The 23773-nt window shown below is 55.6% G+C and carries 27 protein-coding genes and 1 pseudogene; 16 read left to right on the forward strand and 12 right to left on the reverse strand.

Annotated elements, in window-relative coordinates:
* Positions 1-144: 144 nt before the first annotated feature.
* Both ACFQDL_RS14360 and ACFQDL_RS14365 read right to left on the reverse strand, forming a co-directional pair.
* Complete coding sequence (locus tag ACFQDL_RS14360) at positions 145-840, reverse strand: PspA/IM30 family protein (protein WP_379909622.1); 696 nt, start codon at positions 838-840, stop codon at positions 145-147.
* 35 nt (positions 841-875) lie between these two features.
* Positions 876-1268 carry a DUF2170 family protein gene (locus tag ACFQDL_RS14365; protein ID WP_379909624.1) on the reverse strand — a complete coding sequence of 131 codons (393 nt, stop codon included), beginning with the start codon at positions 1266-1268 and terminating at the stop codon, positions 876-878.
* A 164-nt stretch (positions 1269-1432) separates the two neighbouring features.
* Between ACFQDL_RS14365 and ACFQDL_RS14370 the strand changes: the two genes are divergently transcribed.
* Complete coding sequence (locus ACFQDL_RS14370) at positions 1433-1762, forward strand: DUF6471 domain-containing protein (protein ID WP_379909626.1); 330 nt, start codon at positions 1433-1435, stop codon at positions 1760-1762.
* Between the two features lie 126 nt (positions 1763-1888).
* Here ACFQDL_RS14370 and ACFQDL_RS14375 read toward each other — a convergent pair whose 3' ends face one another.
* From ACFQDL_RS14375 to ACFQDL_RS14385, 3 genes are read right to left on the reverse strand one after another with little or no spacing between them, the layout of a single operon-like run.
* Positions 1889-3673, reverse strand: a complete 1785-nt coding sequence (locus ACFQDL_RS14375) for an alpha-keto acid decarboxylase family protein (protein WP_379909627.1) — start codon at positions 3671-3673, stop codon at positions 1889-1891.
* Between the two features lie 9 nt (positions 3674-3682).
* On the reverse strand, positions 3683-4654 hold the full coding sequence (locus ACFQDL_RS14380; RefSeq protein ID WP_379909628.1) for a heme-binding protein: 972 nt from the start codon (positions 4652-4654) through the stop codon (positions 3683-3685).
* A gap of 10 nt (positions 4655-4664) precedes the next feature.
* Positions 4665-6629 carry a flavin monoamine oxidase family protein gene (locus ACFQDL_RS14385; RefSeq protein ID WP_379909629.1) on the reverse strand — a complete coding sequence of 655 codons (1965 nt, stop codon included), beginning with the start codon at positions 6627-6629 and terminating at the stop codon, positions 4665-4667.
* Between the two features lie 875 nt (positions 6630-7504).
* On the opposite strand from ACFQDL_RS14385, the gene ACFQDL_RS14390 reads away from it, so the two are divergent.
* From ACFQDL_RS14390 to ACFQDL_RS14425, 8 genes and pseudogenes are all read left to right on the forward strand, one after another.
* Positions 7505-8107 carry an SLATT domain-containing protein gene (locus tag ACFQDL_RS14390; RefSeq protein ID WP_379909630.1) on the forward strand — a complete coding sequence of 201 codons (603 nt, stop codon included), beginning with the start codon at positions 7505-7507 and terminating at the stop codon, positions 8105-8107.
* Positions 8097-9164 (forward strand): reverse transcriptase domain-containing protein, encoded by a 1068-nt coding sequence (locus tag ACFQDL_RS14395; RefSeq protein ID WP_379909631.1) that lies wholly within the window; start codon positions 8097-8099, stop codon positions 9162-9164. Before ACFQDL_RS14390 ends, ACFQDL_RS14395 begins: the two co-directional genes overlap by 11 nt.
* Positions 9161-9430: a hypothetical protein gene (locus tag ACFQDL_RS14400; protein ID WP_379909632.1), complete on the forward strand. Its 270-nt coding sequence runs from the start codon at positions 9161-9163 to the stop codon at positions 9428-9430. Before ACFQDL_RS14395 ends, ACFQDL_RS14400 begins: the two co-directional genes overlap by 4 nt.
* 86 nt (positions 9431-9516) lie before the next feature.
* Positions 9517-10344 carry a TIGR02391 family protein gene (locus tag ACFQDL_RS14405; RefSeq protein ID WP_379909633.1) on the forward strand — a complete coding sequence of 276 codons (828 nt, stop codon included), beginning with the start codon at positions 9517-9519 and terminating at the stop codon, positions 10342-10344.
* Between the two features lie 1137 nt (positions 10345-11481).
* On the forward strand, positions 11482-12015 hold the full coding sequence (locus ACFQDL_RS14410; RefSeq protein ID WP_379909634.1) for a hypothetical protein: 534 nt from the start codon (positions 11482-11484) through the stop codon (positions 12013-12015).
* A 502-nt stretch (positions 12016-12517) separates the two neighbouring features.
* The gene (locus ACFQDL_RS14415; protein ID WP_379909635.1) at positions 12518-13051 is read left to right on the forward strand and encodes a hypothetical protein; all 534 of its coding nucleotides are present in this window, start codon (positions 12518-12520) and stop codon (positions 13049-13051) included.
* Positions 13052-13482: 431 nt separating this feature from the next.
* Positions 13483-13764: a hypothetical protein gene (locus ACFQDL_RS14420; protein ID WP_379909636.1), complete on the forward strand. Its 282-nt coding sequence runs from the start codon at positions 13483-13485 to the stop codon at positions 13762-13764.
* 114 nt (positions 13765-13878) lie between these two features.
* Positions 13879-14115: pseudogene (locus tag ACFQDL_RS14425) on the forward strand (GNAT family N-acetyltransferase); the annotation flags it as partial.
* Between the two features lie 181 nt (positions 14116-14296).
* Here the strand turns inward: ACFQDL_RS14425 and ACFQDL_RS14430 are convergent.
* Both ACFQDL_RS14430 and ACFQDL_RS14435 read right to left on the reverse strand, forming a co-directional pair.
* Positions 14297-14794: a substrate-binding domain-containing protein gene (locus ACFQDL_RS14430; RefSeq protein ID WP_379909637.1), complete on the reverse strand. Its 498-nt coding sequence runs from the start codon at positions 14792-14794 to the stop codon at positions 14297-14299.
* Positions 14795-14799: 5 nt separating this feature from the next.
* Positions 14800-15162, reverse strand: coding sequence for a LysR family transcriptional regulator (locus tag ACFQDL_RS14435; RefSeq protein ID WP_379909638.1), 363 nt, complete (start codon positions 15160-15162; stop codon positions 14800-14802).
* 117 nt (positions 15163-15279) lie between these two features.
* Here ACFQDL_RS14435 and ACFQDL_RS14440 point away from each other — a divergent pair, with 117 nt between their 5' ends.
* The 3 genes from ACFQDL_RS14440 (at position 15280) to ACFQDL_RS14450 (ending at position 17584) form a co-directional block, all read left to right on the forward strand.
* Positions 15280-15987: a glutathione S-transferase family protein gene (locus tag ACFQDL_RS14440; protein WP_379909639.1), complete on the forward strand. Its 708-nt coding sequence runs from the start codon at positions 15280-15282 to the stop codon at positions 15985-15987.
* A 298-nt stretch (positions 15988-16285) separates the two neighbouring features.
* On the forward strand, positions 16286-16750 hold the full coding sequence (locus ACFQDL_RS14445) for a DUF6544 family protein (RefSeq protein WP_379909640.1): 465 nt from the start codon (positions 16286-16288) through the stop codon (positions 16748-16750).
* A 204-nt stretch (positions 16751-16954) separates the two neighbouring features.
* Positions 16955-17584 (forward strand): hypothetical protein, encoded by a 630-nt coding sequence (locus tag ACFQDL_RS14450; protein WP_379909641.1) that lies wholly within the window; start codon positions 16955-16957, stop codon positions 17582-17584.
* A gap of 142 nt (positions 17585-17726) precedes the next feature.
* Here ACFQDL_RS14450 and ACFQDL_RS14455 read toward each other — a convergent pair whose 3' ends face one another.
* The 3 genes from ACFQDL_RS14455 to ACFQDL_RS14465 form a co-directional block, all read right to left on the reverse strand.
* Complete coding sequence (locus tag ACFQDL_RS14455; RefSeq protein ID WP_379913088.1) at positions 17727-18401, reverse strand: glutathione S-transferase family protein; 675 nt, start codon at positions 18399-18401, stop codon at positions 17727-17729.
* Positions 18402-18467: 66 nt separating this feature from the next.
* Positions 18468-19070, reverse strand: coding sequence for a cytochrome P460 family protein (locus ACFQDL_RS14460; protein ID WP_379909642.1), 603 nt, complete (start codon positions 19068-19070; stop codon positions 18468-18470).
* A 28-nt stretch (positions 19071-19098) separates the two neighbouring features.
* Positions 19099-19509 (reverse strand): MAPEG family protein, encoded by a 411-nt coding sequence (locus tag ACFQDL_RS14465; RefSeq protein ID WP_379909643.1) that lies wholly within the window; start codon positions 19507-19509, stop codon positions 19099-19101.
* A 376-nt stretch (positions 19510-19885) separates the two neighbouring features.
* Here ACFQDL_RS14465 and ACFQDL_RS14470 point away from each other — a divergent pair, with 376 nt between their 5' ends.
* The gene (locus ACFQDL_RS14470; protein WP_379909644.1) at positions 19886-20473 is read left to right on the forward strand and encodes a TetR/AcrR family transcriptional regulator; all 588 of its coding nucleotides are present in this window, start codon (positions 19886-19888) and stop codon (positions 20471-20473) included.
* 229 nt (positions 20474-20702) lie between these two features.
* Here ACFQDL_RS14470 and ACFQDL_RS14475 read toward each other — a convergent pair whose 3' ends face one another.
* Positions 20703-21071, reverse strand: coding sequence for a permuted SH3 domain-containing protein (locus tag ACFQDL_RS14475; RefSeq protein ID WP_379909646.1), 369 nt, complete (start codon positions 21069-21071; stop codon positions 20703-20705).
* 97 nt (positions 21072-21168) lie between these two features.
* Positions 21169-21864: a winged helix-turn-helix transcriptional regulator gene (locus ACFQDL_RS14480; protein ID WP_379909647.1), complete on the reverse strand. Its 696-nt coding sequence runs from the start codon at positions 21862-21864 to the stop codon at positions 21169-21171.
* 162 nt (positions 21865-22026) lie between these two features.
* Here ACFQDL_RS14480 and ACFQDL_RS14485 point away from each other — a divergent pair, with 162 nt between their 5' ends.
* The 3 genes from ACFQDL_RS14485 to ACFQDL_RS14495 all read left to right on the forward strand — a co-directional run bounded on the left by ACFQDL_RS14485 (position 22027) and on the right by ACFQDL_RS14495 (position 23767).
* Entirely contained in the window at positions 22027-22536 is a 510-nt protein-coding gene (locus tag ACFQDL_RS14485; protein WP_379909648.1) for a flavin reductase family protein, read from the forward strand.
* Between the two features lie 95 nt (positions 22537-22631).
* Positions 22632-22901, forward strand: a complete 270-nt coding sequence (locus tag ACFQDL_RS14490) for an acyl-CoA dehydrogenase family protein (RefSeq protein WP_379909649.1) — start codon at positions 22632-22634, stop codon at positions 22899-22901.
* Entirely contained in the window at positions 22886-23767 is an 882-nt protein-coding gene (locus ACFQDL_RS14495; protein WP_379909650.1) for an acyl-CoA dehydrogenase family protein, read from the forward strand. The genes ACFQDL_RS14490 and ACFQDL_RS14495 overlap by 16 nt, the downstream gene beginning before the upstream one ends.
* Positions 23768-23773: the final 6 nt, after the last annotated feature.

Below are 23773 nucleotides of genomic sequence, written 5' to 3' on the forward strand. Positions count from 1 at the left end.
CTGCGGCCAATGATGAAGCATCCCTGCTTCATGTATTAACCCGCCAGGTCAATAAATGACAGCGGGGCCCGAAAGGGGCCCCTTTTCCGCAACGACGGCTGTTGGCCTCGCCGGCCGCAAGCCGTGCGGCGTTCTCCGCGTTCATCAGGACGACTGCTGTTTCGCCTTGAGGCGGGCCAGGATGTCGCTGGCGCCGCCGCTGTTGCCGGTAATGCCGGCACTTTTCAGGCGCGCCTTGAGATCGCTGCCGTCTTCTGCGGACGCCATGTCCCGTGCCGCCTCGATTTCCGCGCCGCGCTGGGCCTGGTTCTTCTTGATGCGTTCCAGCGACTCGGACGCGGTTTTCATCTTCGAGTTCGCGCTCAGGTGACGGGACGAGAGGCTTTCCTGGGCTTTCTGCACCGACGCGGTCGCCTTGACGGTATCGACCTGCTGCTGCATCAGCCGCAGGTTGTTTTTCGAGTCCTTCAGATCCTTGCGCAGCTGCGCCACCGAAGCGGAGACCTGGTCGAGAAACTGCTTTTCGGTCTCGAGCTGGGTTTCGAATTCGGCTATTTTCTCGGCCACTTCCAGTGCCAGGGCCTCGTCGCCCTTTTCCATGGCCTGAACGGCATAATGCTCGTGCTCGGCGATGGCCGCGTTGAGGTCTGCGATTTTCCCCTGGGCCAGTTTTTCCTTGGCGACGATCGTCGTCAGTGCCTGTTCCGACTTGCGGATCTCGCCCTTCGTCTGGCGCATCTCCTCGTCGAGAATGGTCAGGGCCTGGGAATCCGCGGCCGCTTCGGCAGCGTGATTGATATTGCCCCGCAGGGCTGTGAACAACTTGGTCCAAACGCTCATGGAATGTCTCCCTGTATCGTTAAAGCAGATGCGGTTCAGCCGAGGTATTCCTGGTAGAACTCCAGCATCCCCTCGATGTTCAGGAACAGCGTGCCGATCTCGATCAGTATCGCGTCGGGCCCGGACTCGGCCGAAAGCGCGCCGAAGGCGACATAGAACTCCTCGGTACCGATGCCGGTGATGCCGATAGTGGTGAGGGGGAACATGTTTTTGTGGGTGCGCAGGATCAGATCGTTGAAGGTCGCGCGATCGGATACCCGGGACAGCGGGCACAGCAGCGCCTCGACCAGGATCTGTTCGCCGCTGACGGTGACGAAGGCATCGATGCCGTCGTCGTTACTGATCAGGATGGTATCGTTTTCCTTCGATGCGGTCAGGTCTTCCTGCGACTCCAGCAGGCTGTACAGGTCGTGCAGACTCCAGGGCATTGCGCTTTCCTCGCTTCCTTGGCTCAAGGGCTTGTTCGAAACTAGTAACAATATTCTCGATTGTCAAAGAAAAATATTGTGTGTTAACTATAATTCACAAACTGATGGGGCTGGCCGGTTGTCCGGCCCCCTGTGAATCTAACATGTCACCGGTTGCAGAAACTATGAGAGAGGCGTCGACCCGGAGAGTTCAATTTGTCAGCAGCCCGGAATGGGCCGCCAGCGTGCGTTTCCTGATCCGCTCCGAGATGCAGAAAAAGGGTGTCGACTACAGCCAGCTCAGCGAGCAGCTGAATGCGATCGGCACACAGCAGACGCCCGACAACCTGCGCCAGAAGGTGAACAAGGGCATTCTGGGCGCGCAGCTGCTGCTGCAGATCCTCTATGTGCTGAAGGTGCGGCATGTTGGCTGGGAACTGATCGAGGAGCTGCTGGAGGCGGGGAAAGCGGGGGCTGAACGACGGGGCGTCCTGACGCAAAAGGGGCCGTCGTGACGGCCCTTTTTGCGTCTCAGGTCAAGACTCTCCCGCCCTTCGGTGGCGTGCAGTGCATCCGGGCGGCGCCTTGGAGCTTCCGCACGGCCTGCTGCCGCAGGCGGCGGCAGATCGGTTCGCGGCGGATCAGAAGATGCCGGCTGGCGGCCAGTTCGGATTGTCGGTCTCGTCCTCGCCGACATCGGCATCGAGACCCGCCGCGATCGCCGCCGGGACGTCGGTTTTGGGCAGCGTCACTTCGACGATAAAGTTGTGCTGCGGATTCTGCCGGATCTCCGCCATCACCGAGGCCAGGTCGTCGGGGCTGCAGACCTTGCGCCCCGTTCCGCCGAAGACCCCGGCCAGCTTGCTGTAGTTCCAGGCGGGCAGGTCGTTGTAGGGATAGACCTTGTTTTGCAGCGGGTCCGGATAGTCCCGTTTGCCGCTACCGGTCCTGAACGGGTTGGGGTTGACCAGCTTCTGCTCGATACCGTAGATGCCGTTGGCGAGCACGAAAACCACGGTATTCTGGCCGTAGGCATGATGGTCCGAGAGCGCCTGGCAGGTCTCGTGGAAAGCGCCATCGCCGACGACCACGACGGCGCGCTTGTCCGGACAGGCGCATTTCACCCCGGTCGCGGCGGCCACCGAGTAGCCGATGGACAGCCAGGCCGCCTGGGCGACGAAGCCGTTTTGCGCGGCGATCGGGACGCTCTGGGCGCCGATCAGCGGAAAGCCGGCATCCACGACCAGCACGTCGTCGGGCGTCAGCCAGCCGCCCAGTGCGTCGAAGAAGCTGTCGTAACCCAGTTGCACCGGGCTGGCCAGCGCCTGCACGGCGGCGGCCCCGCGTACGCGCAGGCCCAGCAGGTGACGGCTGGCAGCATGCTGTTCGAGGGCCTCGGTCAGCTTCCCGATAAAGGGCCCCAGCGCGACCCCGGGGTAGAAGCCGGCGCCGGCAAACAGGCTGTTCTGGCAGGCCAGCAGGGTTCTGTCGCCGCGGATGTTCTGGTTGCCGGTATCCTTGCCGATGGTATTGGCGCCGATGCCGAGCAGCACGCCGTCCGCGCCGATCAGTTCGTCGATCTCCTCCGTCGTCAGGGTATGGCAGCCCTCGAAGAACGGATGCCGTTCCGACAGCACCGATTTGCTCCAGGCGCTGGTGACGAAGTGGATCGGCTGCTCCGGGCGCCCCAGGGTCCGGTTCAGGACATCCATCAGGCGGGCGAAGCTGTCCTGCAAGCCGTAGCGCTGCAGTTCGATACCGGCCCAGACGATCGCCTTTTTCGCATCGACCAGCTTGTCGAGCGTCGCCGCGACCGCGGCATCGACCTCGCTGACCGTGACGATGTCGTCCCGTCCGGAACTCAGGGTGCCGACCGGCGCCAGGCAGGGCGCGCGCCAGACGTCCTCGCAGATCTCCAGGTAGCCGGGCCTGTGCTCCGTCAGCATGGCGGTCAGCACCGAGTCGATCTGGTGGGTTGCCTGGCGGGCGTTGGTGACGCGCTCCGCCGCGGCCGTGATCGGGCGGAACATGTTGATGTCGACGAACTGATAGCCGGTGGTGTGGGAGTAGAGCAGCCCGGTGTGCTTCTCGATGCTGTCCTCCTTGTTGGTCGGCGCACCGTTGATCAGCAGCACCGGTACCTGTTCGACGAAGGAACCGGCGATGCAGTTGAGCATGCTGAAGGCGCCCACGCTGTAGGTCACGTAGGCAGCGGCGAATCCCGTCAGCCGGCCGTAGGCGTCGGCGGCATAACCGGCGCAGAACTCGTTGGCATTGCCCGAGATGCGTATCGGCGAGTTGTCGTCGGCCAGAATGGTATCGAGCAGCGGCGCGGTATAGTTGCCGGCGACGCCGAACATCTGCTTCAGCCCCAGCTGCTCGAGCCTGAGCTTGAGGTACCGGGCGACCGTGATTGTCTGTTCCATCCTCGGCTCCTATTGCTTGACCAGGGTGTTGATGGTGACGTGGGGCCAGGTGATCAGGTTGCCCGGATCGTCCTGGCCGAACTTGAGATGGAACACCAGGTCGATGATCTGGGTGTACTGCAGCTGGTCGAACTCCTGGCCCGTTTTGGTGTTGCGGACCTTTTCCAGCCAGAACACCGCCTGCATCCGGGTCGCGTTGGCGTGGCGGACGATGAACGGGATGTTGTTGATCGCCCCGGCATTACCGGAGTCCAGCGCCAGCGTCCGGGTCTGCAGGATCTCGAAACCCTCGCCGGCCTGCAGCTCCAGGTCTTTCCTCAGGGTCGCGTTCGGGTTGCGGATATTGATATCCGGGTTCGGCACCAGGTAAGGGTCAAGATAGCCGAGCGGGGCATTCTGGCCGATATCCGGTGGCACGCTGGAAATGTCCGGGATGTTCGGGGCGCCCTTGTCGACGAACGGTGGCTTGCTCAACAGCAGGATGGAGTCCCCGTGGGGAATGGTGCCGCTGCGACCGACATTGAACTCGGGAAGGGGCTGCGTCTGGTTGTCGTTGTCCAGGATCGCGGACAGGTTCATGAACATGCCGTTCTCGACGTGCAGCGCTTCGCCGCTGTCCTTGTTGAACACCCGCTGCTGGTATTCCAGCGCCGCCACGAACTGGTCGACGCTGCCGCCCCGGTTGCGGGCCGGGGCGCCGGCATTGTGCACGCTCAGGGTTTCGGCATAGGGGATGACCAGCAGCCTGAAGTCGCCCTGGCTCTGCGGCGTCGAGCCCCGGGACGGCAGGGCGATCAGGTTCCAGCCCTTGTTGCCGAACCAGTCGCCTTCGAGGTCGTTGAAGAAAAGCGTCGTCTCCTGCGCGGCGGTGCGTTTCCCGGCCGGGGCCTTTTCCAGCAGCTCCTGTGCCGGATCCTGGTGCAGCAGTTTGCTCGAGATGCCGCCAAGGCGCTGAAAATCGTTGATATCGAACTTTTTCATGGCCGGCTTCCTATTCCTGGTCGAAGTAGCTGAGGTCGGTGGCACCCACCAGGCACTCGGCATCGGCGACGGGCTCCCGGCGCTCGCTGAGCGGGCGCTGCCCCGGGTCGAATCCGGGATCGATATATTCCTTGATCAGGACAGCTGCCCGCTTGCGGTACGATGCCTTGACGGCGTCGGAAGGCGACTGGCCGCTTTGTTCCTCGTAGACCTGGCTGACCGGCGCGAGGCCGAAGCCCTTCTCCAGCACCCGGTTGGCCGAGCGCAGCGCCCCTTCGACCCAGCCCTGGTAGTCGGAGAAGGCTTCGCCGCAGCAGTAGATGTTCGGGATGGGTTCGCTGAGGAATTCCATCACCTCCCGGTCGTCGGCTTCCACGGCCCACTGGTGGACGCCAAAGCCGAACTCCTGGCTGTCGTCGACGTTGAACCGGGTCGTGCCGCTCCAGATGCGGGCGCTGGTCAGGATCGGCTCGGGTACATAGTGGGTATTGAAGAGCTCCCTGAAGTAATGGGTGGCGCGCGCGACCACGGACTGCGACGCCGCATACAGCGTCTGCGGGTTGCGTTCGCTGTACTCGCGCTGCAACGGCGAGTCGAAACGTTCGCCGTTGTTTTGCAGCGTCTGCCAGTAGTTGATGTTCAGGTAGTCGCAGTAGATGGTCAGCGCCGCGGGTTTGCGATACCGGGACTGGTTGATCGTTTCAAGCTTGTCCGCGACCTCGGGCGAGGGTTTCTTGTCGTTGTTGCGCAGCCAGTCGCCGTATTCCAGGGCGGCGAAGCTGGGCTGATCGATGGCATAGAAGGGGTAGACGGAACCCAGCGGCGAGTCGGAAAAGTTGGGACCGAACGCCACTTCGGGCTGGCCGCTCATCTTGTTGCCCCACCAGGCTTTGTCGTAGTAGAGGTTGATCTTCAGCAGCGGCTGGTTGGTTGCCGTCTGCAGGCTGTCCCAGAGTTTTTCCGATTGCTCCGTCGGCAGCTCGTTGAGCAGGTTGGAGCCGACGAACAGTTTTTCCAGCGCCAGGCGGGGCAGGCCCAGCACGATCTTGTTGGCGGTCATTTCGCCGTAACGCACCCGGTTGCGGGGATCGATGATCTGGTATTTCAGGCGGTAGCCCTGTCCCGGCTCCGGCCGGTGGATGCTCAGCAGCTGGGTCTTGAGATAGATGCGCTCCTTGCCGATCCGCTTGACCAGCGCATTGGGCAGCGTGCTGAAGCCGTTTTCCAGGGTGCGGAACTGCGGATCGGCGGGAAACTCCTCCAGCAGCTGGTAGGCGACGCCGGCGTTCATCTGGGACAGGAAGGTGCCGTTGAAGCCGGAGGCCCGGTACAGCATGGTGATGCACTCGGTGGAGTAGCCCATATCGCTGAACAGGTTCCAGAGCGTCCAGTCCTTCATCAGGATGCCCTTCCACTGGCAGTCCAGGCGGAACCGCTGCCAGAACTCGGGGCCCCGCTGCTCCGGCCTCTCGGTGAATTCCGGATTCGCTTCGAGGATGCGGTTGAAGACGGTGTTGATGATGGCGTTCGGGCTCATGCCCTGTTCGGCCGGCGCCAGGTTGTAGAGCTCGGACCAGATGGCGAAGTCGTCCTCGGCCGCGATGGCGTTGTTGAAGCTGTGGCCGCGGAACAGCAGGCGGTTGTTGCCGCCGCTGTTCATCGGGAAGGGCACGATCTGCTCATCGATGTTCAGCAGCATGAACAGACTCATCAGGTTGTCCATCTGGTCGAAGGTGAAGCGCATGCCGCCCTCCTCTTCCTTCACCTCGGCGTCGCCGATGGTCACGACGTCTGAATCGAGACGTCCGCCGGTGCGGTTCGACTTGTCGATGATCAGTACGTCCGCGTTGGGGTCGTCCTCGAGAAGGCGCCAGGTCGTGTACAGCCCCGCCATGCCGGCACCGACCACCAGGGTGTCGGTATGAGAGGGCATCGGGTTGCGGTGGAGGAGGTCGTGCAGCGTGAGATGGGCCATGGATAAACTCCTTTTTTATAGTTCAGGCCTTGCTCTGAAAAACGTTAATCTCGCCGTCAATCATGGGGCCGAGCGCGCCATCGGAAATACCGGTTTTCCGGGGACTGTATTGAGAGCACGGCGGGACGGGCCATGGTGTCGAAAGCGGACCACGGCCTATCCGTACGCTATCAGGAGGAGGGATATCCATTGATCGTGGAGCAATAGTGGCGGCCTCTCCCTGGACGCTACACAGGTATAGGTGGAAGATCCGATAAATTCAAACGGCTGTTTATATCAAACAGCTATATAAACGACCTCGGAACGGGTATCGGTAATTTATCGGAAAAACAAGAAAAACAGAGCGCGAAAAATATAGTGGGCTTGCCGATGCTATTCAGCTGAAGGTTACCCCTCTTCAGGTCATTGCGTACCGCGTATCAGTTGCCGCTAGACAGAAGCTTTCGGCAGGAACCCTTCATATTTCCGGGTAGCAGATACTGCCTGCCGGGTACAAGCGCTTTGGCTGGTCGGTATGTGCCCCTAGCGGACATGCACGCATCGCCGTAACGGGGTGCTCAGTTCTTACTGGCATCAGGACCTGAAATAGTACAATATCAAGGCATTAGGAGCTGAAGGTTGTCGGATACTGCGGGCAGCCTTGCAACGAACGCGCATGCGCATTATTAAAATCTTATGAATTCACGCTGATTTTTGGATTACTGAGTGATAAACTAACTTTGTCCTAGGGTGTGCCAGCTTAGGCTGTCCACTCACTTGTGAGTGCAACTAATATTGAAGAGATTCGTCTCTTAGCCCTCGTGGCTAGCCCTTTATTGGGTGTTAACTCTATGTAACTCAATGACACCCTAGGACGCCTTTTTTTGGGGGGGTGAATGGCATTTTCAGACAATGTCTGGTGGACGAGAAAAGCAAGAATTCAGAGCGAAAAACGTCTGCTATCTAATGCTTTTCAAGCCCAAGCTCTATTGCTTTGGTATTCCTTTTTCAGCGTGTCTTCGGCTGTTTATTATCTAAACTTAGGTGAGACCACTTCTAATCCGGAGTTTAGTGGAATAGCTTGGGTGGTTTTCTCAGTCCTTGTGCTATGTATTTCGGGTTTCATTAATGGTCTTTCATTTAAAGAAAGAGCGAGCCTGATAAAAGAATGTTATGAAACGTTGAGTGGACTCTATCATAAGTCCAAGCATAGCAATGCTGATTTCGCCAAATTAAGCTCTGAATATGATCAGATTTTAGGTGTGTGTGAAAACCATACGGACAGAGACTATTATTTAGCTTTGTGCATTGAGCACGTTACTAAACATGGCAAGGTGGATGCAACTACGGGATTTAAAAATGGTTTGGACAGATGTCCGACATGGTACCACTGGTTATTTCTCGCGTACTGGTATGTACGTCGCTGGCTGATGCTTATATTCCTATACCTGTTGCCCATTCTAATTTTTACTGTTTTGGAATATCCAAGTGACCGTTAGTGATATATTTTTACAGCATTTCTCGATTGAGAAACTGAAGGAAACGTTTTCTGATCATATTGTCTATTCGAGGGCTACAGGGATAGACAATCTAGATCAATATGCGTTTAGGTCTCAATTGGATGAGCAAGTTGAAATCCTAAATAGAAAGGCTATAGCTGGTAACTATAGGTTCACAAAGTATAAGCTAAAACTTGTAAGCAAGGGACGGAATAAAGTTCCAAGGGAGATCTCTATCCCAACGGTACGTGATCGTATAGCTTTACGTTCATTGTGTAACTTTCTTACTGAAATATATCAAGATAGCATTGAGTTTGAGCTGCCCCAAAATATCGTTAAGAAAGTTAAAAACGATTTAAATCACGGACAGTATGATGCGTGCATAAAACTTGATGTAACGAATTTTTATCCGTCGATAAAACATAAAGAACTGCTCTCTCGCTTAGGTAGAAAGATTCGGGTACCTAGCATAAAAAATATAATATTATCTGCGATTTCGTCACCAACCGTTAGTGCTTCAAAATCCTCTGACCTGCCATCTTCAAGAGGAGTCCCACAAGGGCTTGCTGTCTCTAATATTTTAGCGGCAATATATTTATCAAACATTGATAATCATCTTAGTTCGATGCACTCTATTAAATACTATCGATATGTTGATGATGTGTTGATTTTCTGCAATTTATGTGAAGCAATAGAAATTGCAGAGCAAGTTATTAAGATGTTCAGGAAGATTGGATTAAAAGTCCATGATCCAATCAAAGCCCCCGAAAAATCTAGCATTGGCCCTATAGTCAACGGCTTTGACTACTTGGGATACCAATTTACTAGCAATAAGGTTACCGCCAGAATTGGGTCGGTAGAGCGTTTAAAACATTCACTGGTATCAATCTTTACGAGTTACAAGTATTCTAAGCAAAAAAGTGAGTCGTTCTTGTTGTGGAGGTTAGACCTTCGGATTACTGGTTGCATTTATGAGAACAAGAGCAAGGGCTGGCTTTTTTCTTTGCAGAAATTAATGATGAAAGTCTTTTGCATGCGCTGGATCATTATGTCATGAAGCTAACAAAAAGATTTGACGTTAAAGTCACCCCCAAAAAATTTGTGAGAGCTTTCAAGGAGTTGAGCCATAGAAAATATGAAACAAACTATATTCCAAATTTCGATGGTTACAATTTAGAGCAGAAGAAGGCTGTGCTTGTTGATTATTTCGGGCTAGTAATAGATAAGTACGAAGATAATGAGATAGAGTTTGAGTTCAGAAAGCGCATGAGCAAGCAGGTTAAGGATTTGCAAGTAGACGTAATGGACTTTTCTTATTCGTAGCATGGTTGCTATATGCCAATAATTGGTATATAGCGTTTGCAGGGTGCCGGGAACCTGAAGCGAGCGTTAGGGCTGAGAATCGAACCATGCCTATACAAAAACTAGATCTTGGGTCTATTGAGTCTTTATCAAAAATCTTAGGTGATACGGTCGAAGGACTCAGTGGCAGCGAGATAACCAAGTTCCTTGGTGAGTGCGATATAGAAGACCCAGGTCTCAACTCAACTAAATGGCGACGCCTCTACGATTCGCTTAGCATAAAGCAGGAGTCGGACCGGTGTGCGAACAATGTGCTCAGATTCTTACAGCATGTGATGAGACCCTCAAGACACTTCGATAACCATGCTTGGTTCGAAGACACTCGGCAGAGGCTTAACCGTGTACTCTGGTTCGAGGGACTCGAGCTTGAAGAAAACGGGGTCGTTCGGAAAGTATCTAAAGTAAACACACTTTCTGAGGCTGCGGAGCGTGCAACAAAGCTCAAAAAGAGCCTTTTGGCTAGAAAGGTTCACCAAGACGTGCTTCTATTTTGCAGAGAGGAGCTGCTGGTCGATAACTACTTTCACGCAGTTTTTGAAGCCACGAAAAGTATCGCAGATAAGATTCGAAACAAAACAGGGTTAACGCTTGATGGTGCTGCTCTCGTTGATGAAGCTTTCTCATTCAAAGGAAAGGTACCTCACCTCGCATTGAGCTCGCTCGAAACTGAGAGCCAGCAGAGTGAGCAAAAGGGTTTCTGCAATTTGCTTAAAGGAGTTTTCGGTACATTTAGGAATACGGCGGCACATTCACCGAAGATAACCTGGAAAATTGAGGAGCAGGACGCATTGGACATTCTGTCTACCATATCCCTTATTCATCGACGGCTTGACGATGCGATTGAGGCCAAGAAGGTTTATCTAGGAAGGCCCTAAAAAACCTAAACAGAGGAATTCCGGGGCAGTATATCTATAGCTGATACCTGACTTAATTTTTGTCATGAAAAATCCATCATTGGACAAGGAAGTAGCATATGGCAGGATATCTCGAACTGTTGCACCAGAATACAAAAATTACCTAGTCCAAGCGGTAATGATGTCCGTGTCAAAAAGGAAATGGTGTTCATCGAAATCGTATGCTACCCCCAAATTCATTACACTGATATATTGGTTTAAACATGGGCAGAAATGATCCGTTTATCAGGAAGTGGCAACTGGCTGATAAATACATACGAAATTATAAACATGCGTGTACAATTCCAGGTGAGTTCCGTTGATAGTATACCTAATTCCGTGCTTATCAATGTCGGCTTTGTGCCGTATGCGACGCCACTTGGTTGCTCCGTGCCTGTTACTACTCTGAGCGGAGATGCAGGCACTATCTGATGTGAGCTTTGAATAGCGATTTCTATCTGCATGCAGATATTGTTGAAATCGTGTGATCAGCTCGTGCTGGAATTGTTCCTGAAATGGTCTAATATTAACAAGTATTTGTCGACAGTACGTAGGACGATAGATAAATGCTGCTTTGCTATTAGTAGCGCCAAAATCCAATCTAGAAGGAGTTAGACATGGCTGTTAAACACAAGCCTACTGGAGAAGTTCACAGAGGAACCAAAGGCGGTACAACAGGATGTGGTTTTAATACTAATGACCATCCGGATCACTGGGTAAACAGCTCTGAGAAAATCACCTGTGATAAAAATGGGTGCAAAAATTAGCACGTATACGTAATTTCACCCATCCAATGCTGTTCATGAGATGGTGAAATTAAGTGCACAATTAGTAATTCAAACTTCTCGGGAGTCACCGGTCAGGTCTTTCATTTCATATTCTTATGAAATTCATCAGGCTAAGGTGAATTGTGAGACCTGACCCTTCTCACATATAGTCAACTTCGGCATAATTGATGGCTAGCGTTAAACACAAATGAAAAAGTCGTGGAACCTCAAACAGCTTCGGGATGAGATCCGGGCAAGACGGTCAGACAGCGAGGAGTTACTTGAAATAGTTAACTCGATTGACCGGTACATTCAGATTTTTCTCTTTCATATGGAAAGGGCTAGAGATGCAATGAACGAAGTGGTAGATACCGAGACGCCGAGCAGTAAAGAACATTTGAATTACGTATTCGGTATTTCTGATCGACAAGATGATTACTATTTAGCTAAACTGGCTAGTGAGGCTCACATTTTGGGGATCATTCATACCACAAGGGCTGTATTTGATGTTTTCGCTTTTTTGGTTAATGGTGTTCTTTTAAATGGTGCTATCCCGAAAAATAAATGTGATATTAGAGCGGTGGTCAAAGTCTTGCAGCCATCGCCTCTTAAGAGTGAATTGAAAACGCTAATAGAATCATACTGGTTCAAGTATATTTCCGCTTTTATAAACATATCAAAACACCGGATGCTTGTGAAGCACTCTTTCCACGTTGGTTTCCAAGATTCATATACTGGAATTCGTGTCGGAGCATTCGATTATAACAACCAGCAGTATCCACGCTACAAAGCAAACGAGTTGCTGAAAGGAGTAGTTGAAGTTAAAAACAAGATAGTTGATTGTGGGCAATATTTAAACAATCAAGTTATTTCTAGAGATGCTTAAAATCTCAACTTGCCTGACAGGCTCTCCGCTGAGCTTCGTCCCTGCCATAAGCGTAACATGGATAGCTTAATGTCGGCTTTGTGCCGATAGAAACAATGTGGATATGTAATTCAATAACCTTTGGTAGGTGTGCACTGAGTTGTTGACTAAACTAAAGTTTAGTCGTTTATAATAGATTAGGCACATTGTGATACTTTTGACTTTACGATCGGAGGCGGCGAGGCAGCTTAGGCCGATGAATGACTTAAGTGACGTAAATCAGACTCAAAAACGGTATTGGCATGGTGCTCATCTTCCTTGGGACTACAGGCCCTATGCCTTTCGCTGGATAGCAACGAGCGGGGGTAAGGTCTTGTCTTTTGCTCTGTCCTCTTACCTGAAAGACAAAAGGCAAAACCTGACTCCGCACTCCAATGATCCCGTATTATGGCCTCCACCGGACGGTCTTTCCTCCGCTTCGCTGCGCAAAGGCCGCCGCTGAATTTTGGCATTAGGACTCGAGATGAAGTATGTACCAATAGTTATTTCTTTACTTGCACTTTGTTTAAGTGTTTTCACATTTTATTGGGTTCAGTTAAGGATTAAACATAAACTTCATCTTGTGCGAATTGACAAAGTCGAGGAATTTGACATTCCAATATTTGCTTTAGTTAATAGTGGCACGAAAGATGTTTTGATAACTTCAGTTGTCGGCTGGTTCAAGCATAGCGATGCCCAGGGAAGCACATCTCCCTCACAACGAGTTGAAATCGGGGAGAAATCATCAATGCTGTTAAAAGCAAGTACCGCAGTACAATGCAGAATTACCTTTTTAGAAGAGTTTACAAAAAGTTTTGTCACGAGTGGAAAGTTGCGTGAGGGGTCTACACCAGATATTTATGAATTTAAATTCATGGTTGAGATAGGTTGGGTTGATTCTCAAGCGCATAGTCACAAGGCGAGAGCTGAAATTGCAAAATACGGATTTAGTGAAGATCGAGGCATTCGTATGTTTTCTCCGTTGGAGGCGAAGCACGATTTGTACAAAAAGTCCTAACAAACTCAAGCATACGGAACAGTTTTGAGCTGCGCTCAAAATTGTCCGGTGTTGCGGATGTTAAGCTTCATTCATCCTGAGGGAGAGAAAAATGCCAGAGTAATATGCATTGGTAAAGTGGAATAGTTAATTCCGGGGGCAGTATACGTTTTTCCAGTTCATCAATGTCTCCTTTGTGCCGTTAGCCGACGAAGCGTTCAATGCTGCAGTTCGCTTCGCTCTACTGTAAACCGCTCCTGCGTTTACAGCATTTCCACGGGGTGGCCTTCCACCATCCATGACGGATAGTGCACCCTACGTTTTTTGGGGGTTCCATTATCCCGTTAGGGCAGGTGGGCACTGGAAGTGCTTTTAGACAAGGCCCGTCAGTGGCGAGGCATGGATGCTTTCCGCTAAAGTGCGAATAGCTTTTTTCACGAAAGGTGATGTTCATGGAAGAACTGATCGAATCGGCCCTCAGGGGCCTGCTGTCCATTGTCGGCCTGTTGTTTCGCGCATTGGTCTGGCTGGTTGTCGACGTCTGGATCGGACACATTCTTTGGTACCTGGGCTGGCCGGCCGTTCGAGTTTTGACCTGGGGTCGGTACCCGGAGGTCGCGATCGATGAATATGACAAGGCGGGTATCTTTGCTGTTGCCTGTGTGAGCGTGGCGGGAGTGGCAGTTCTGATGCTGCCGCTGTTCGTGTTGGAACCGCTCTTTTTCACGGCGTGACCCCGTACCCTATGCTCGACAGAAGCCAGGCCGGGCTGGTGCTGGAGCAGGTGCTGGGGCCTTGAATCGAGCAGGGGAGGACCTGTCGTGGCAAGTTGCGAGTTAAGGCTGGCGGTGCCGGCCGATCTGGAGGCGATCACAGTCCTGCTGGGCCAGCTCGGCTATCCGGCTTCGGCCACCGAGGTCGCGCGACGGCTGCAGCCTGTAATCGACTCCAGTGAGCATGCCCTGCTGGTCGCCTGTATCGACGGAAGGGTGATCGGCTGGATCCATGTCCTGCTGATATCGAGCCTCGATGCCGGCCGCTACGCCGAGATCGGGACCTTCGTCGTCGACGAAGACCACCGGGGACAAGGGCTCGGCCGGCGCCTGCTCGCTGCTGCGGAGGACTGGTCCCGCCGCCAGGGGTGGACAAGCTGCGGGTGCGCAGCCGTATCGACAGGATCGAGACCCTGGCCTGGTACCGGCAACAGGGATTCGCCGACACCAAGGTCCAGCAGGTGTTCGACAAGCGACTGGAAGGCTGAGTCGATCAAAACGCGATTTCTCGAAAGTACCGCGTCAACTGCTCCGTCACCAACCGGATCCGCTCGGTGCGGCGCAGGTCCGGGTGGATCAGCAGCCAGAGGTCGCTGCTCCTGCCGGGCGGGAACCCGGCTAGACAGACGATCCCCTCCCGCGCCTGATCCAGCGGCAGAAAAGCCAGCCCCTGTCCCTGTTCGGCGAAGTGAGACATCGCCGTCAACTCGTCGCAGCGGGTGGCAATCTGCGCCGGGTAGTGCTGCTCGAGCCAGCTGAATGCGGGTAGATTCAGCATCTGCCCCGCACCGCCGATCAGCCGGTGTGCCGCCAGATCGTCCAGCGAAGCGAGCGGCGCCCTCCCCGCCGGATGGACGGGCGCGGCAAAGACTCCCCAGGGGATGGATACCAGCTTACGACCGATCAGATGTTCCGGCGGATTGGCGGTGGCGCGGATCGCGATATCGGCGATCCGGCTGTTCATATTCACTTCCAGATTGCCGGCAAGCACCTCAATCAGGATCTCCGGATAGGCCTCGCGCAGGGGCCAAGCGCCTGCGGAAGAAAGCGGTTGGCGATATTGTAGGGGGCGGTGATCCTGACCCGCCCCTTCGGCTGCACATCCTTGCCGACAAGGCGGCGCTCGATCTCGTCGAACCGGGCGGCGATCTGCCGGCCCTGCTCGAGCAGGCCCTCACCCAGCGGGGTCAACACATAACGGTTGTCTATCTTGTCGAACAACCGTCCGCCCAGTTCCGCCTCATACGCCTGCAGCCGTCGGAACATGGTGGAGTGGTTGACGCCCAGCTCCCGGGCCGCTCCCGACAGCGAACCCGACTCGGCGATCGCCAGAAAACTCTTCAGCCCGTTCCAGTCCATCGTTCACTCCCACCTTTCGCCTTGCATATATGCAAACCAGGTTTGGCGCAATTCGCAATTTACCACCACTGATGCACAACTAATACTGTTGCTGTCTGCACAACAGGAGCAACCGTCATGAGTACCGAAATCGGCCGCAACCCGGCAACGGCCGGCATCAACACAGCGCATCTTCACCTGATCAGTCATAAGCTCTGCCCCTATGTGCAACGCTCGGTGATTACGCTGATCGAGAAGGGGATCCCCTATACCCGCACCGATATCGACCTGGCGGCCAAGCCCGAGTGGTTCCTGCAGCTGTCGCCGACCGGCAAGGTGCCGCTGTTGCGGGTCGATCAACAGCATACGCTGTTCGAGTCCGCTGTGATCTGTGAGTATCTGGACGAGATCACCGATGGGCCGCTGTTGCCGCATGAACCACTGGAGCGGGCTCGGCACAGGGCCTGGATCGAGTTCGGTTCCGCCATCCTGAACCTGATCGCCCGGCTCTACAGCGCGGACGACGAGGCGGAGTTCGATGCGGCACGGCTGGCATTGAGGGCGCGTTTCCAGCGGCTGGAGCCGGTCGTCGTGGCCCCCTATTTTACCGGTACCGCCTTCGGCCTGGTCGACGCGGTGTACGGGCCGATCTTCCGCTACTTCGATGTGTTCGAATCGGTGACCGATCTAAGGATCTTCGAGGGTCTGACCAACGTCCAGTGCTGGCGCCAGGCACTCGGGGAAAGGGCGTCGGTCCGGCAGGCGGTCAGTGCCGATTATCCACAGGCGCTGCTTGCTTTCGTGCATGCCCGAAACAGTTGGCTTGCAGGTTTGTGTCGCGGGTGACCTGGGATTCCGGGGACAGGGGATTCCGGGGACAGTATACCTATTACTTACCTCATCAATGTTTGCTTGGTGCCGTTAGCGACGTCGAGTTAGAACGATGCAGTTCGCTACGCTTAGTGCTCCCTACGTCTGAAGGTGGTACCACAGCCCCGTTAGGGCAGGTAAAGGCTCCTGCATTTCCGGTACGCCGGACCGCTGCATACACGCGGGGCGGCCTTCCGCCATCCATGGCGATAAGCCGGCGAGCACTGGGAGTATTTTTTGACAAGGCTCGCCAACGGCCCGTCAGGGACGAGGCATGGATGCTGAGCCTGAGATCCGGTACAGGGATGTGCCGTTAGCTCGGTGCGACGCTCGCAGCCCGGAAAATACTCCCAGCGTGCAGCAGTCACGGCTTCTTCGGGCGTCGTCCCGCGTTTTTGGCCTGTTCCCGGTGGCCCGAATGGGCGGCAATGCGAATCACAGGCGGTCCGCCTATGGGCGCTGTGTAGCCGAATTAGTGTTCTGGGCACCCGCAGCGTTGCTGCCTGGCCCCGGGGTCGTCTGGGAAGCAGTCGGTTTGAATACGGCCCGGGTCACTGTCAGCAATGGAGAGCTTTCGCAGGCAGTCGACCTGACGGTGGATGTTGATGGCCGGCCGGTCGAGGTATCCTTCATGTGCTGGAGCAATGCCCCCCCAAAAAGGAATATCGACTGCAACCCTTTGGAGGATCGCTCTCGAGCTTTCGCGACATACATGGCTATCGCCTCCCGTTCCGGGTAGAGGCAGGGAACATGTTTGGTACCGATACATATTTTGTCTTTTTCAAGGCGGACATCACCGAAATCCGCTTTCCGGAGTCTGGTCAGTAAACTTCTGTATTGGCAACATGTCGGTTAACTGATTACCCGGAGGATTGAGTTGTTAGCCGTTCGCTCCAGTCGATACGCTAAAATGTATCGATGAACTCGAACATTGGTTGAGGATATGAACGGAAAGGTTGCCGCAGTTGGATTCTGGAGTGGCGTTACCGCCTTCACGGCCGCCGTTTCCTACGATCTAGCGCAGATACTTCAGATCGCTGGTGTGCTGCGGTTTCCGGCCGACGAGATTTTGATCTATGGAACATCGCTTTGTATCGTTATTCCCTTTTTGCTTGAAATGCTTGCCTTTCATCACCTGACGGTTAAGGAAAAGCAGTTTTGGACACAGGCCGCACTTGTTTTTTCTATAATCTATGCCGTTTTCGTTACAGCGAACTACGTTGTTCAATTGGCGACAGTCATTCCCGCTAAACTAAGTGGCAATGTAGATGCAGTTATCCTGCTCGACCAGACACCACACTCGCTTTTCTGGAATTTTGACGCTATTGGTTACATCTCGATGGGAATATGCACCTTCGTCGCACTGCCAGCCCTGGGGAAAGCTGGCTTTGAGCGGTGGGTGAGGTTTGCGTTTCTTGCCAATGCGCTCGTCACACCAATGATCGCGACGGTTTACTTCTATCCAAACTATTCCCACAAGCTGCTTTTCCTTGGCTTCCCGTGGGCAATTACAGCTCCGCTGTCAATGTTGCTCCTCGCGATACTGTTGCGTAAGAAGCAAGTGTCGCCCTGAGCTCCCTGCATTTGGAAGACGAAGTCCGGAGACGGTATACCCAATTCGGAAGGGAGCACCGGAGACCCCTCGATCCCGCGCAGCGAGAGCCCGTCCAGTGGGTTCTCTACGCTGTCGTCCAGACCTCGCCAAGCGACGGCGGTCATTGCATCAATAGCGAGAGGTACGAGCCCCGTGCTTTCAGAAATTCCTGTAGAAGCGTCTCGTAGTGTTCCGTGACGGCCGTACGAATGGATGGTCGTTCGGCCAGCGCTGCGCGCCATGCCACCACCTTGGGGGTGTGCGTAAAGATGCCGAGAGGATGTATCGGGTCGAAAACGTCGAAATACCGGAAAACGGGCCCGAACACGGCGTCGACGAGTGAAAAGCGTTCGCCGTCGAAATAGGGACCTTCGCCGAGCTCCGTCTCCAGGCGCTGAAACCTGTCGCGCAGCAGCGTTATCACGTCATTGAACATGGTGGCCTGCGGTACCGAATAAAGGCGCCCTATGTCATTGAGGATGGTCGAGCCGAAGGCGATCCAGCCCCGGTGTGCGGCGCGCTCCAGCGGGTCGTCCGGATGCAGCGGTTCGCCCTGCGTTTCCTCGAGATACTCGAGAATGACGGCGGATTCGAACAGCGGGGCCTGGGAGCCGTCGTTGTCCACCTTGAGAACCGGCACCTTGCCCAGCGGGGAAAGGGCCTTGAACCAGTCCGGCTTGTTGCCGAGATCGACATAGAGGCGTTCGAAGGGTACCTGCTTTTCCGTCAGCGCAATCGCGGCCCGCTGGACGTAAGGGCAAAGCTGATGGCTGACCAGGGTGATGGATGTGCTCAGGGGAACTCACCTCGGGGATTGGCTTGGGAGGCAGAAAGGCGGCGGGGGAGCGCCGCCCCGGAAGGTTTATTTCGCGTCCAGGATGGGCGCGTAGAATTTGCTGAAAACCATATTGGTCGCATTTTCCATATGGCAGCCCGCGCAGGCTTCGGCCGGCTGAGCGGCGGCCGATTCTGCATAGGGCGGGGCATGATGGCCGAAGTTGAAAAAGCCCCAGCCTTCGGTATCCCGGAACCGCGAGCTGTCCTTGACGGAAATGTCGATGCCATTCAGCGTGCCGGGAAAGAACCCGCGTCCCGAGGCTTCCTGGGAAGAGCCGTCCGGATGCGTCGCCTGTCGGGTCAACTGCAGCTCCTTGAGCATGATCGTGCCTTCAGGCCACTGGCCCGTTTCGCGGTAGGCCGCGAATGCCTGGGGCTGCACGTAGACGTTGTGGTATTCAGGGAAAGCGGCCTGGCCGCCGTTCAGGGCATTGGGCGTCAGCGGCGAGCCGAGAAACACCCAGTGACGGAAATGCTCCGGTAGCAAAAGCTTGCCGTTACGGTCCCATGCGGGTCCCCAGTCAGCCATGGACTCGGCACGTGCCGTTGCGATCCAGGAGCCCAGCAGCGCGCCGGCAATCGTCAGAGTCAGGGCAAGCGTACGGGTATTGCAGGTGCGAATGAACATCGTAATTCTCCGGGTTGCGTGCAGGGGATCAGGCCAGCGCCAGTGCGCCGATCGCGAGGATGGCGAGCCATGACACCAGGTAGGTGGGGGTGCGCAGATAGGGGATGCCAAGGGTGTATATGGCCGCATGGGCCAGGCGCGCAAAGAAAAACACCGCGCTCCAGTGACCGATGGCGGCGCCGGTCGCGTCCGGCGCGATCAGCGCCGCCGCAAGCGTCACGGCGATGAAGGCCGGCAGGGTTTCGACCATATTGAGATGGGCGCGCTTGGCGCGTTGCGCCCACAGGGGCGGTTCCGGCTCCCGGGCCGGGTAGTTCTCGGGATAGTTGTTGAGAAAGGTCGGAATACCCCAAACGGCTATTCGCGCCAGGATGTAGGGCGTCCACATCAGGACCGTCAGGACTCCGCTGGCGGCGAGATAGAAATACACAGTATCCATGGTCGGGTCTCCTCTTCTGGCGAAGCGGGTTAGCGGTCAGTTGCCGACGGGGGCGTGCATCGCATGGCTGTTGCGTGATTGCAGTCCGCCGGGTCCGGCAGCTGGGTTCATCGAAACGACCTCCAGTGGTGATGATGGCGGGTCGGGCGCCGGCAGTGGGCCGGGATAAAAACGATACTGATCTGTATCGTTATTTAGAAAGTAGAACGATCGGTATCGTTTGTCAATAGAGTGTTGTTGCGTGATGGCCGGGATGTTCTGCTGTTGGTCGCCATGAAATGGCACTGAAGAGGGTGCTGGTCCGACGGCGCCGGCTTTGCTAAGCTCAAAAAGAATAAAGACTATTCTGTATCGATATAGCGCAAAGGCGGCGTATATGAAGAGAGCGGAAAAGCGCGGACACCTGCTGGATGTCGCGGCGGAACTGTTCAATCGGTTTGGCTACCGGGCAATCGGGATTGATCAGGTGATCGAGGCCTCCGGGGTCGCCAAGACGACCCTCTACCGCCATTTCAATTCCAAGGAGGAGCTGATTGTCGCGGTACTGGAGCGGATGGACGAGCGGTTCAGGGACGATATGCGCCAGTATGTCGAAAGACATGGGGCGGAACCCGTGCAGCGGATCCTGGCGACATTCGACTTTCTCGCCGACTGGTTCGGGAATCCGCGTTTCTACGGATGTCCCTTCATAAATGCCGCCGGAGAATACAGCGAGCGCAACAGTCCGGTGTTCCATGCAGCCATCCTGCACAAGCGTCTCATGGTGGCCTATTTCGAAGAACTCGCGAGAGCGGCGCATCTGGCAGAACCCAAAAGGGTTGCCGAGGAAATAAACCTGCTCCACGAGGGCGCTATCGCCGTTGCACATATTACGGGGGATGCCGGTACGGCGCTAAAAGCGCGGAACGTTGCCAGAAGAGTCGTTCAAGCTCCTCTGGAGCCGCACCTTCTTGAGAGTGAGTAGGGTCTTGCCTTTTGCCTTTCCTGCATTCTCCAACTGTAGCTCTTTACCTTGACGGACCTGAGCCCGGGAAATGCTTCCAGCGCGCGACGTCACGGCTTCCTGGGCCTCGTCCTGTTCAAACCGTTGGAGAGCGCGCCCAAGAGGGTCGATGTGCTGGCCTCGCTTTTACTGGCGATTTTGATGGGGGCATAATCGTTATGCGCATCCTGCAACCCGGCTGCCGGTATAACTATCTCCGTTTCACCCTCACGCCATCGTCGATCGTATCGTCTGGATGAGTAATCACTACTTCATTTTCCGCCAGGCCATCCAGAATCTGAGCCGATAGCCCGTTGTTCTGACCGACCGTTACCGTGCGCCGTCGGGCCTTGTTGTCTTGCATGACAAAGAGGGTCCACTTGCCATCGGAACGAAACAGGGCGCTGGCCGGGATTTGCAGCACATCCCGATCCTCCCAGATTATGAAGCGTGACTCGACACGGTAACCGTCGCCGAGAGTTTGCCATTCTTCGGGGGGCGACGTGATGTCCGATATGATCAGCACGCGTTGTTCTTCGACGCCAAGCGCGGATATCTTGGTGAAGCCGACCGGTTCCACCCGTCGCACCCGACCCGTCAGGGGTTTTTCACCGCCCCAGCGAATTCGGCAGTGTGTTGGGTTGCGCTTCGCTCCACCCAACCTACGACTTCGCGTCTCAGGCCGGTTCGACGATGGCGCGGGCGGGTGGAATGCCGGCAAAAATACTGGGTTTCAGCCAGCGCTCCACATGGCGGGTCAGTTCCGCCGGGCCGACGAGGTTGAGCAGGCCTTCGGCGATCGCCTTGCGGTAACTGATATCCCCCATCCACAACTGGCACATGACTTTCAGGCAGACATTGAAGTAGACGTCGACCTCCTTGCCGGGATCGTGCACGCAGACGTCGACTTCATCCCCGCTGACAACGATCCACCAGTTCGGGTACTCGCCGACGTCGTTGAAGTTGAAGCGGATCACGGTTTCGTTGCCTATCAGCTTGTCGGTGCAGATGCTGCGTTCGAGATAGAGCATCAGCAGCTCGAGATCGTAGTCTTCCTCGGTCATCTGTTCCCGTGCCCAGCGCATGCCCCAGTGGCCGATCTGTTCGACCACCGGCATCAGTTCGCGGCAGGCTTCGGTGGGAAAATACTCGTAACCGCGCTGGCCGGGGATGCGCCTGCGCACCAGCAGTCCGGCCTCTTCCAGGCTTGCCAGGCGCTTGGTCAGCAGGCTGGGCGACATCTGACGCAGACCGCGCTGAAATTCGTTGAAGCGGGTGGCCCCCATCAGCAGTTCCCTGACCAGCAGCAGGGTCCAGCGCTCACCCACTACTTCCATGGCCTTGGCAATCGGGCAGAACTGTTGGTACGTCATCGCTCGGCTCCCGGTCGTGCAAGCTACTGCTGTAGTAGTTGGTTACTACAAAAACTGTAGTGGTTTTCTGCAGATTTTGAAGTAAAAAGCCACGGCCGTTTTCCGTAATCTTAATTTCGTGAATGGGATGAAATTAAGCGGAGGTGCGGCATGTGCAGGTTGATGAAAAAGAATATCGATATAACCGATCTGCGTAAGACGATGGGCCTCTGGATCACCGGTGTCGCTGTAGTCACAACACGGGATGGCGACAACAATCCGGCTGGCATGACGATCAACAGCCTTGTGTCTATTTCCCTGACCCCCTCCCTTATCGGCTGGTGCATCGATCGTGGCGCGGCCAGTTTCGATACCTTCGCCCGTTGCCAACACTTTTCGGTCTCGGTCCTGAATCAGGAACAGGCTGCACTGGCGCAGCGCTTCGCAACCCGTGGCGCCGATAAATTCGCCGGTATCCTGGAGCGTCCGGAGATCCGGGATGGCGCAAGCCGTCCGCTGCTGATTCCCGATGCCTGCGCCTGGCTGGTTTGCCGCCTCTATCGACTGGTATCGCTTGGTGATCATTTGCTGCTGGTTGGGGAAGTGACGGACCTTGAATTCACGGAACGCGCGCCACTGGTCTTTTTCCGGGGAGGCTTCAGGGATTCCGGTAATAGCGATATAGCGGCGTGACAGTAACAAAAAAACAAAGCCGGACGCGCCACCGAATGCGACTCAATCGGTTGTCATGATCCGGAATAAAAAACAGCACAGTGAGGGCAACCCAAATGAAAACTTGTCAGCTGAGTGACAAATTCGCCGAAACTTTGGAGCGTATTGGCGAACAGGTGGCCGAAAATGGGGCGATAGCCGACCGGGAAGAGCGGTTTTCCAAAGAAAACTACGCCTTGCTGAGGGACGAGAAAATCTTCTCGGCGCTGGTGCCAGAAAACTGCGGTGGCGGCGGTCACAGCTACCGGGATCTTTGCCGCTTTCTCGGCGAACTGGCGGCTCTTCACCCTCGACCGCGCTGGCGTGCTCGATGCATCAGCATATAGTGGCGGCCAACCGCTACAACGATCTGCATGGTCGGCCGGGGCGCGCGGTACTGGAAAAAGTCGCCGCTGCGGAGCTGGTACTGGTCAGCACCGGCGCCGGTGACTGGCTGGCGTCCAACGGCTGCCTGGAAAGGGTCGATGGCGGGTTCAGCCTCAGTGCCGTCAAGCACTTCGCCAGCGGTTCCCCAGCCGGCGATATACTGGTGACCTCGGCGCCCTATGAGGATCCGGAGCAGGGGTGGCAGGTATTGCATTTTCCGGTGTCGCTGAAGGCCGAGGGGGTAACGGTGCTGGATAACTGGTATCCGCTGGGAATGCGCGGCTCGGGCTCCAATAGCGTGAAACTCGAGAACGTTTTTGTGCCGGAGTCGAGCATTGCCCTGCGGCGGCCCCGCGGGGACTTCCACCTGATCTGGTCCGTGGTGCTGCCGGTCGCGCTGCCGCTGATCATGTCGGTCTACTTGGGTGTGGCCCGCGAAGCTGCTGCCCGGGCGCGGCAGCGCTGTGCCGCCAGCCGCGACCCGGTCACGCCCTACCTGCTCGGGGAGATGGAAAACGCCCTCACTGCGGCGGAACTGGCGGTGGACAGCATGATCCTGCTGATGGACGAGTTCGGGTTCGAGGCGAATCTCGACACCGTCAACGAAGTGATCAAGCGCAAGACCATCGCCGCCGAGGCGTGCAAGCTGGCGACAGCCAAGGCGCTGGAGGCCTGCGGCGGGCCGGGCTTCATGCGGGGCAACGGGATCGAGAACCTGTTCCGCGATGTGATGGCGAGCCACTTTCACCCGATTCAGGAGAAGCGGCAGCACCTGTTCACCGGATCGCTGGCGATGGGGCAGCAACCACCGCGACAGGCTTTCTGATAGTTG

Source organism: Marinobacterium aestuariivivens, assembly GCF_042661465.1.
Lineage (GTDB): Bacteria > Pseudomonadota > Gammaproteobacteria > Pseudomonadales > Balneatricaceae > Marinobacterium_A > Marinobacterium_A aestuariivivens.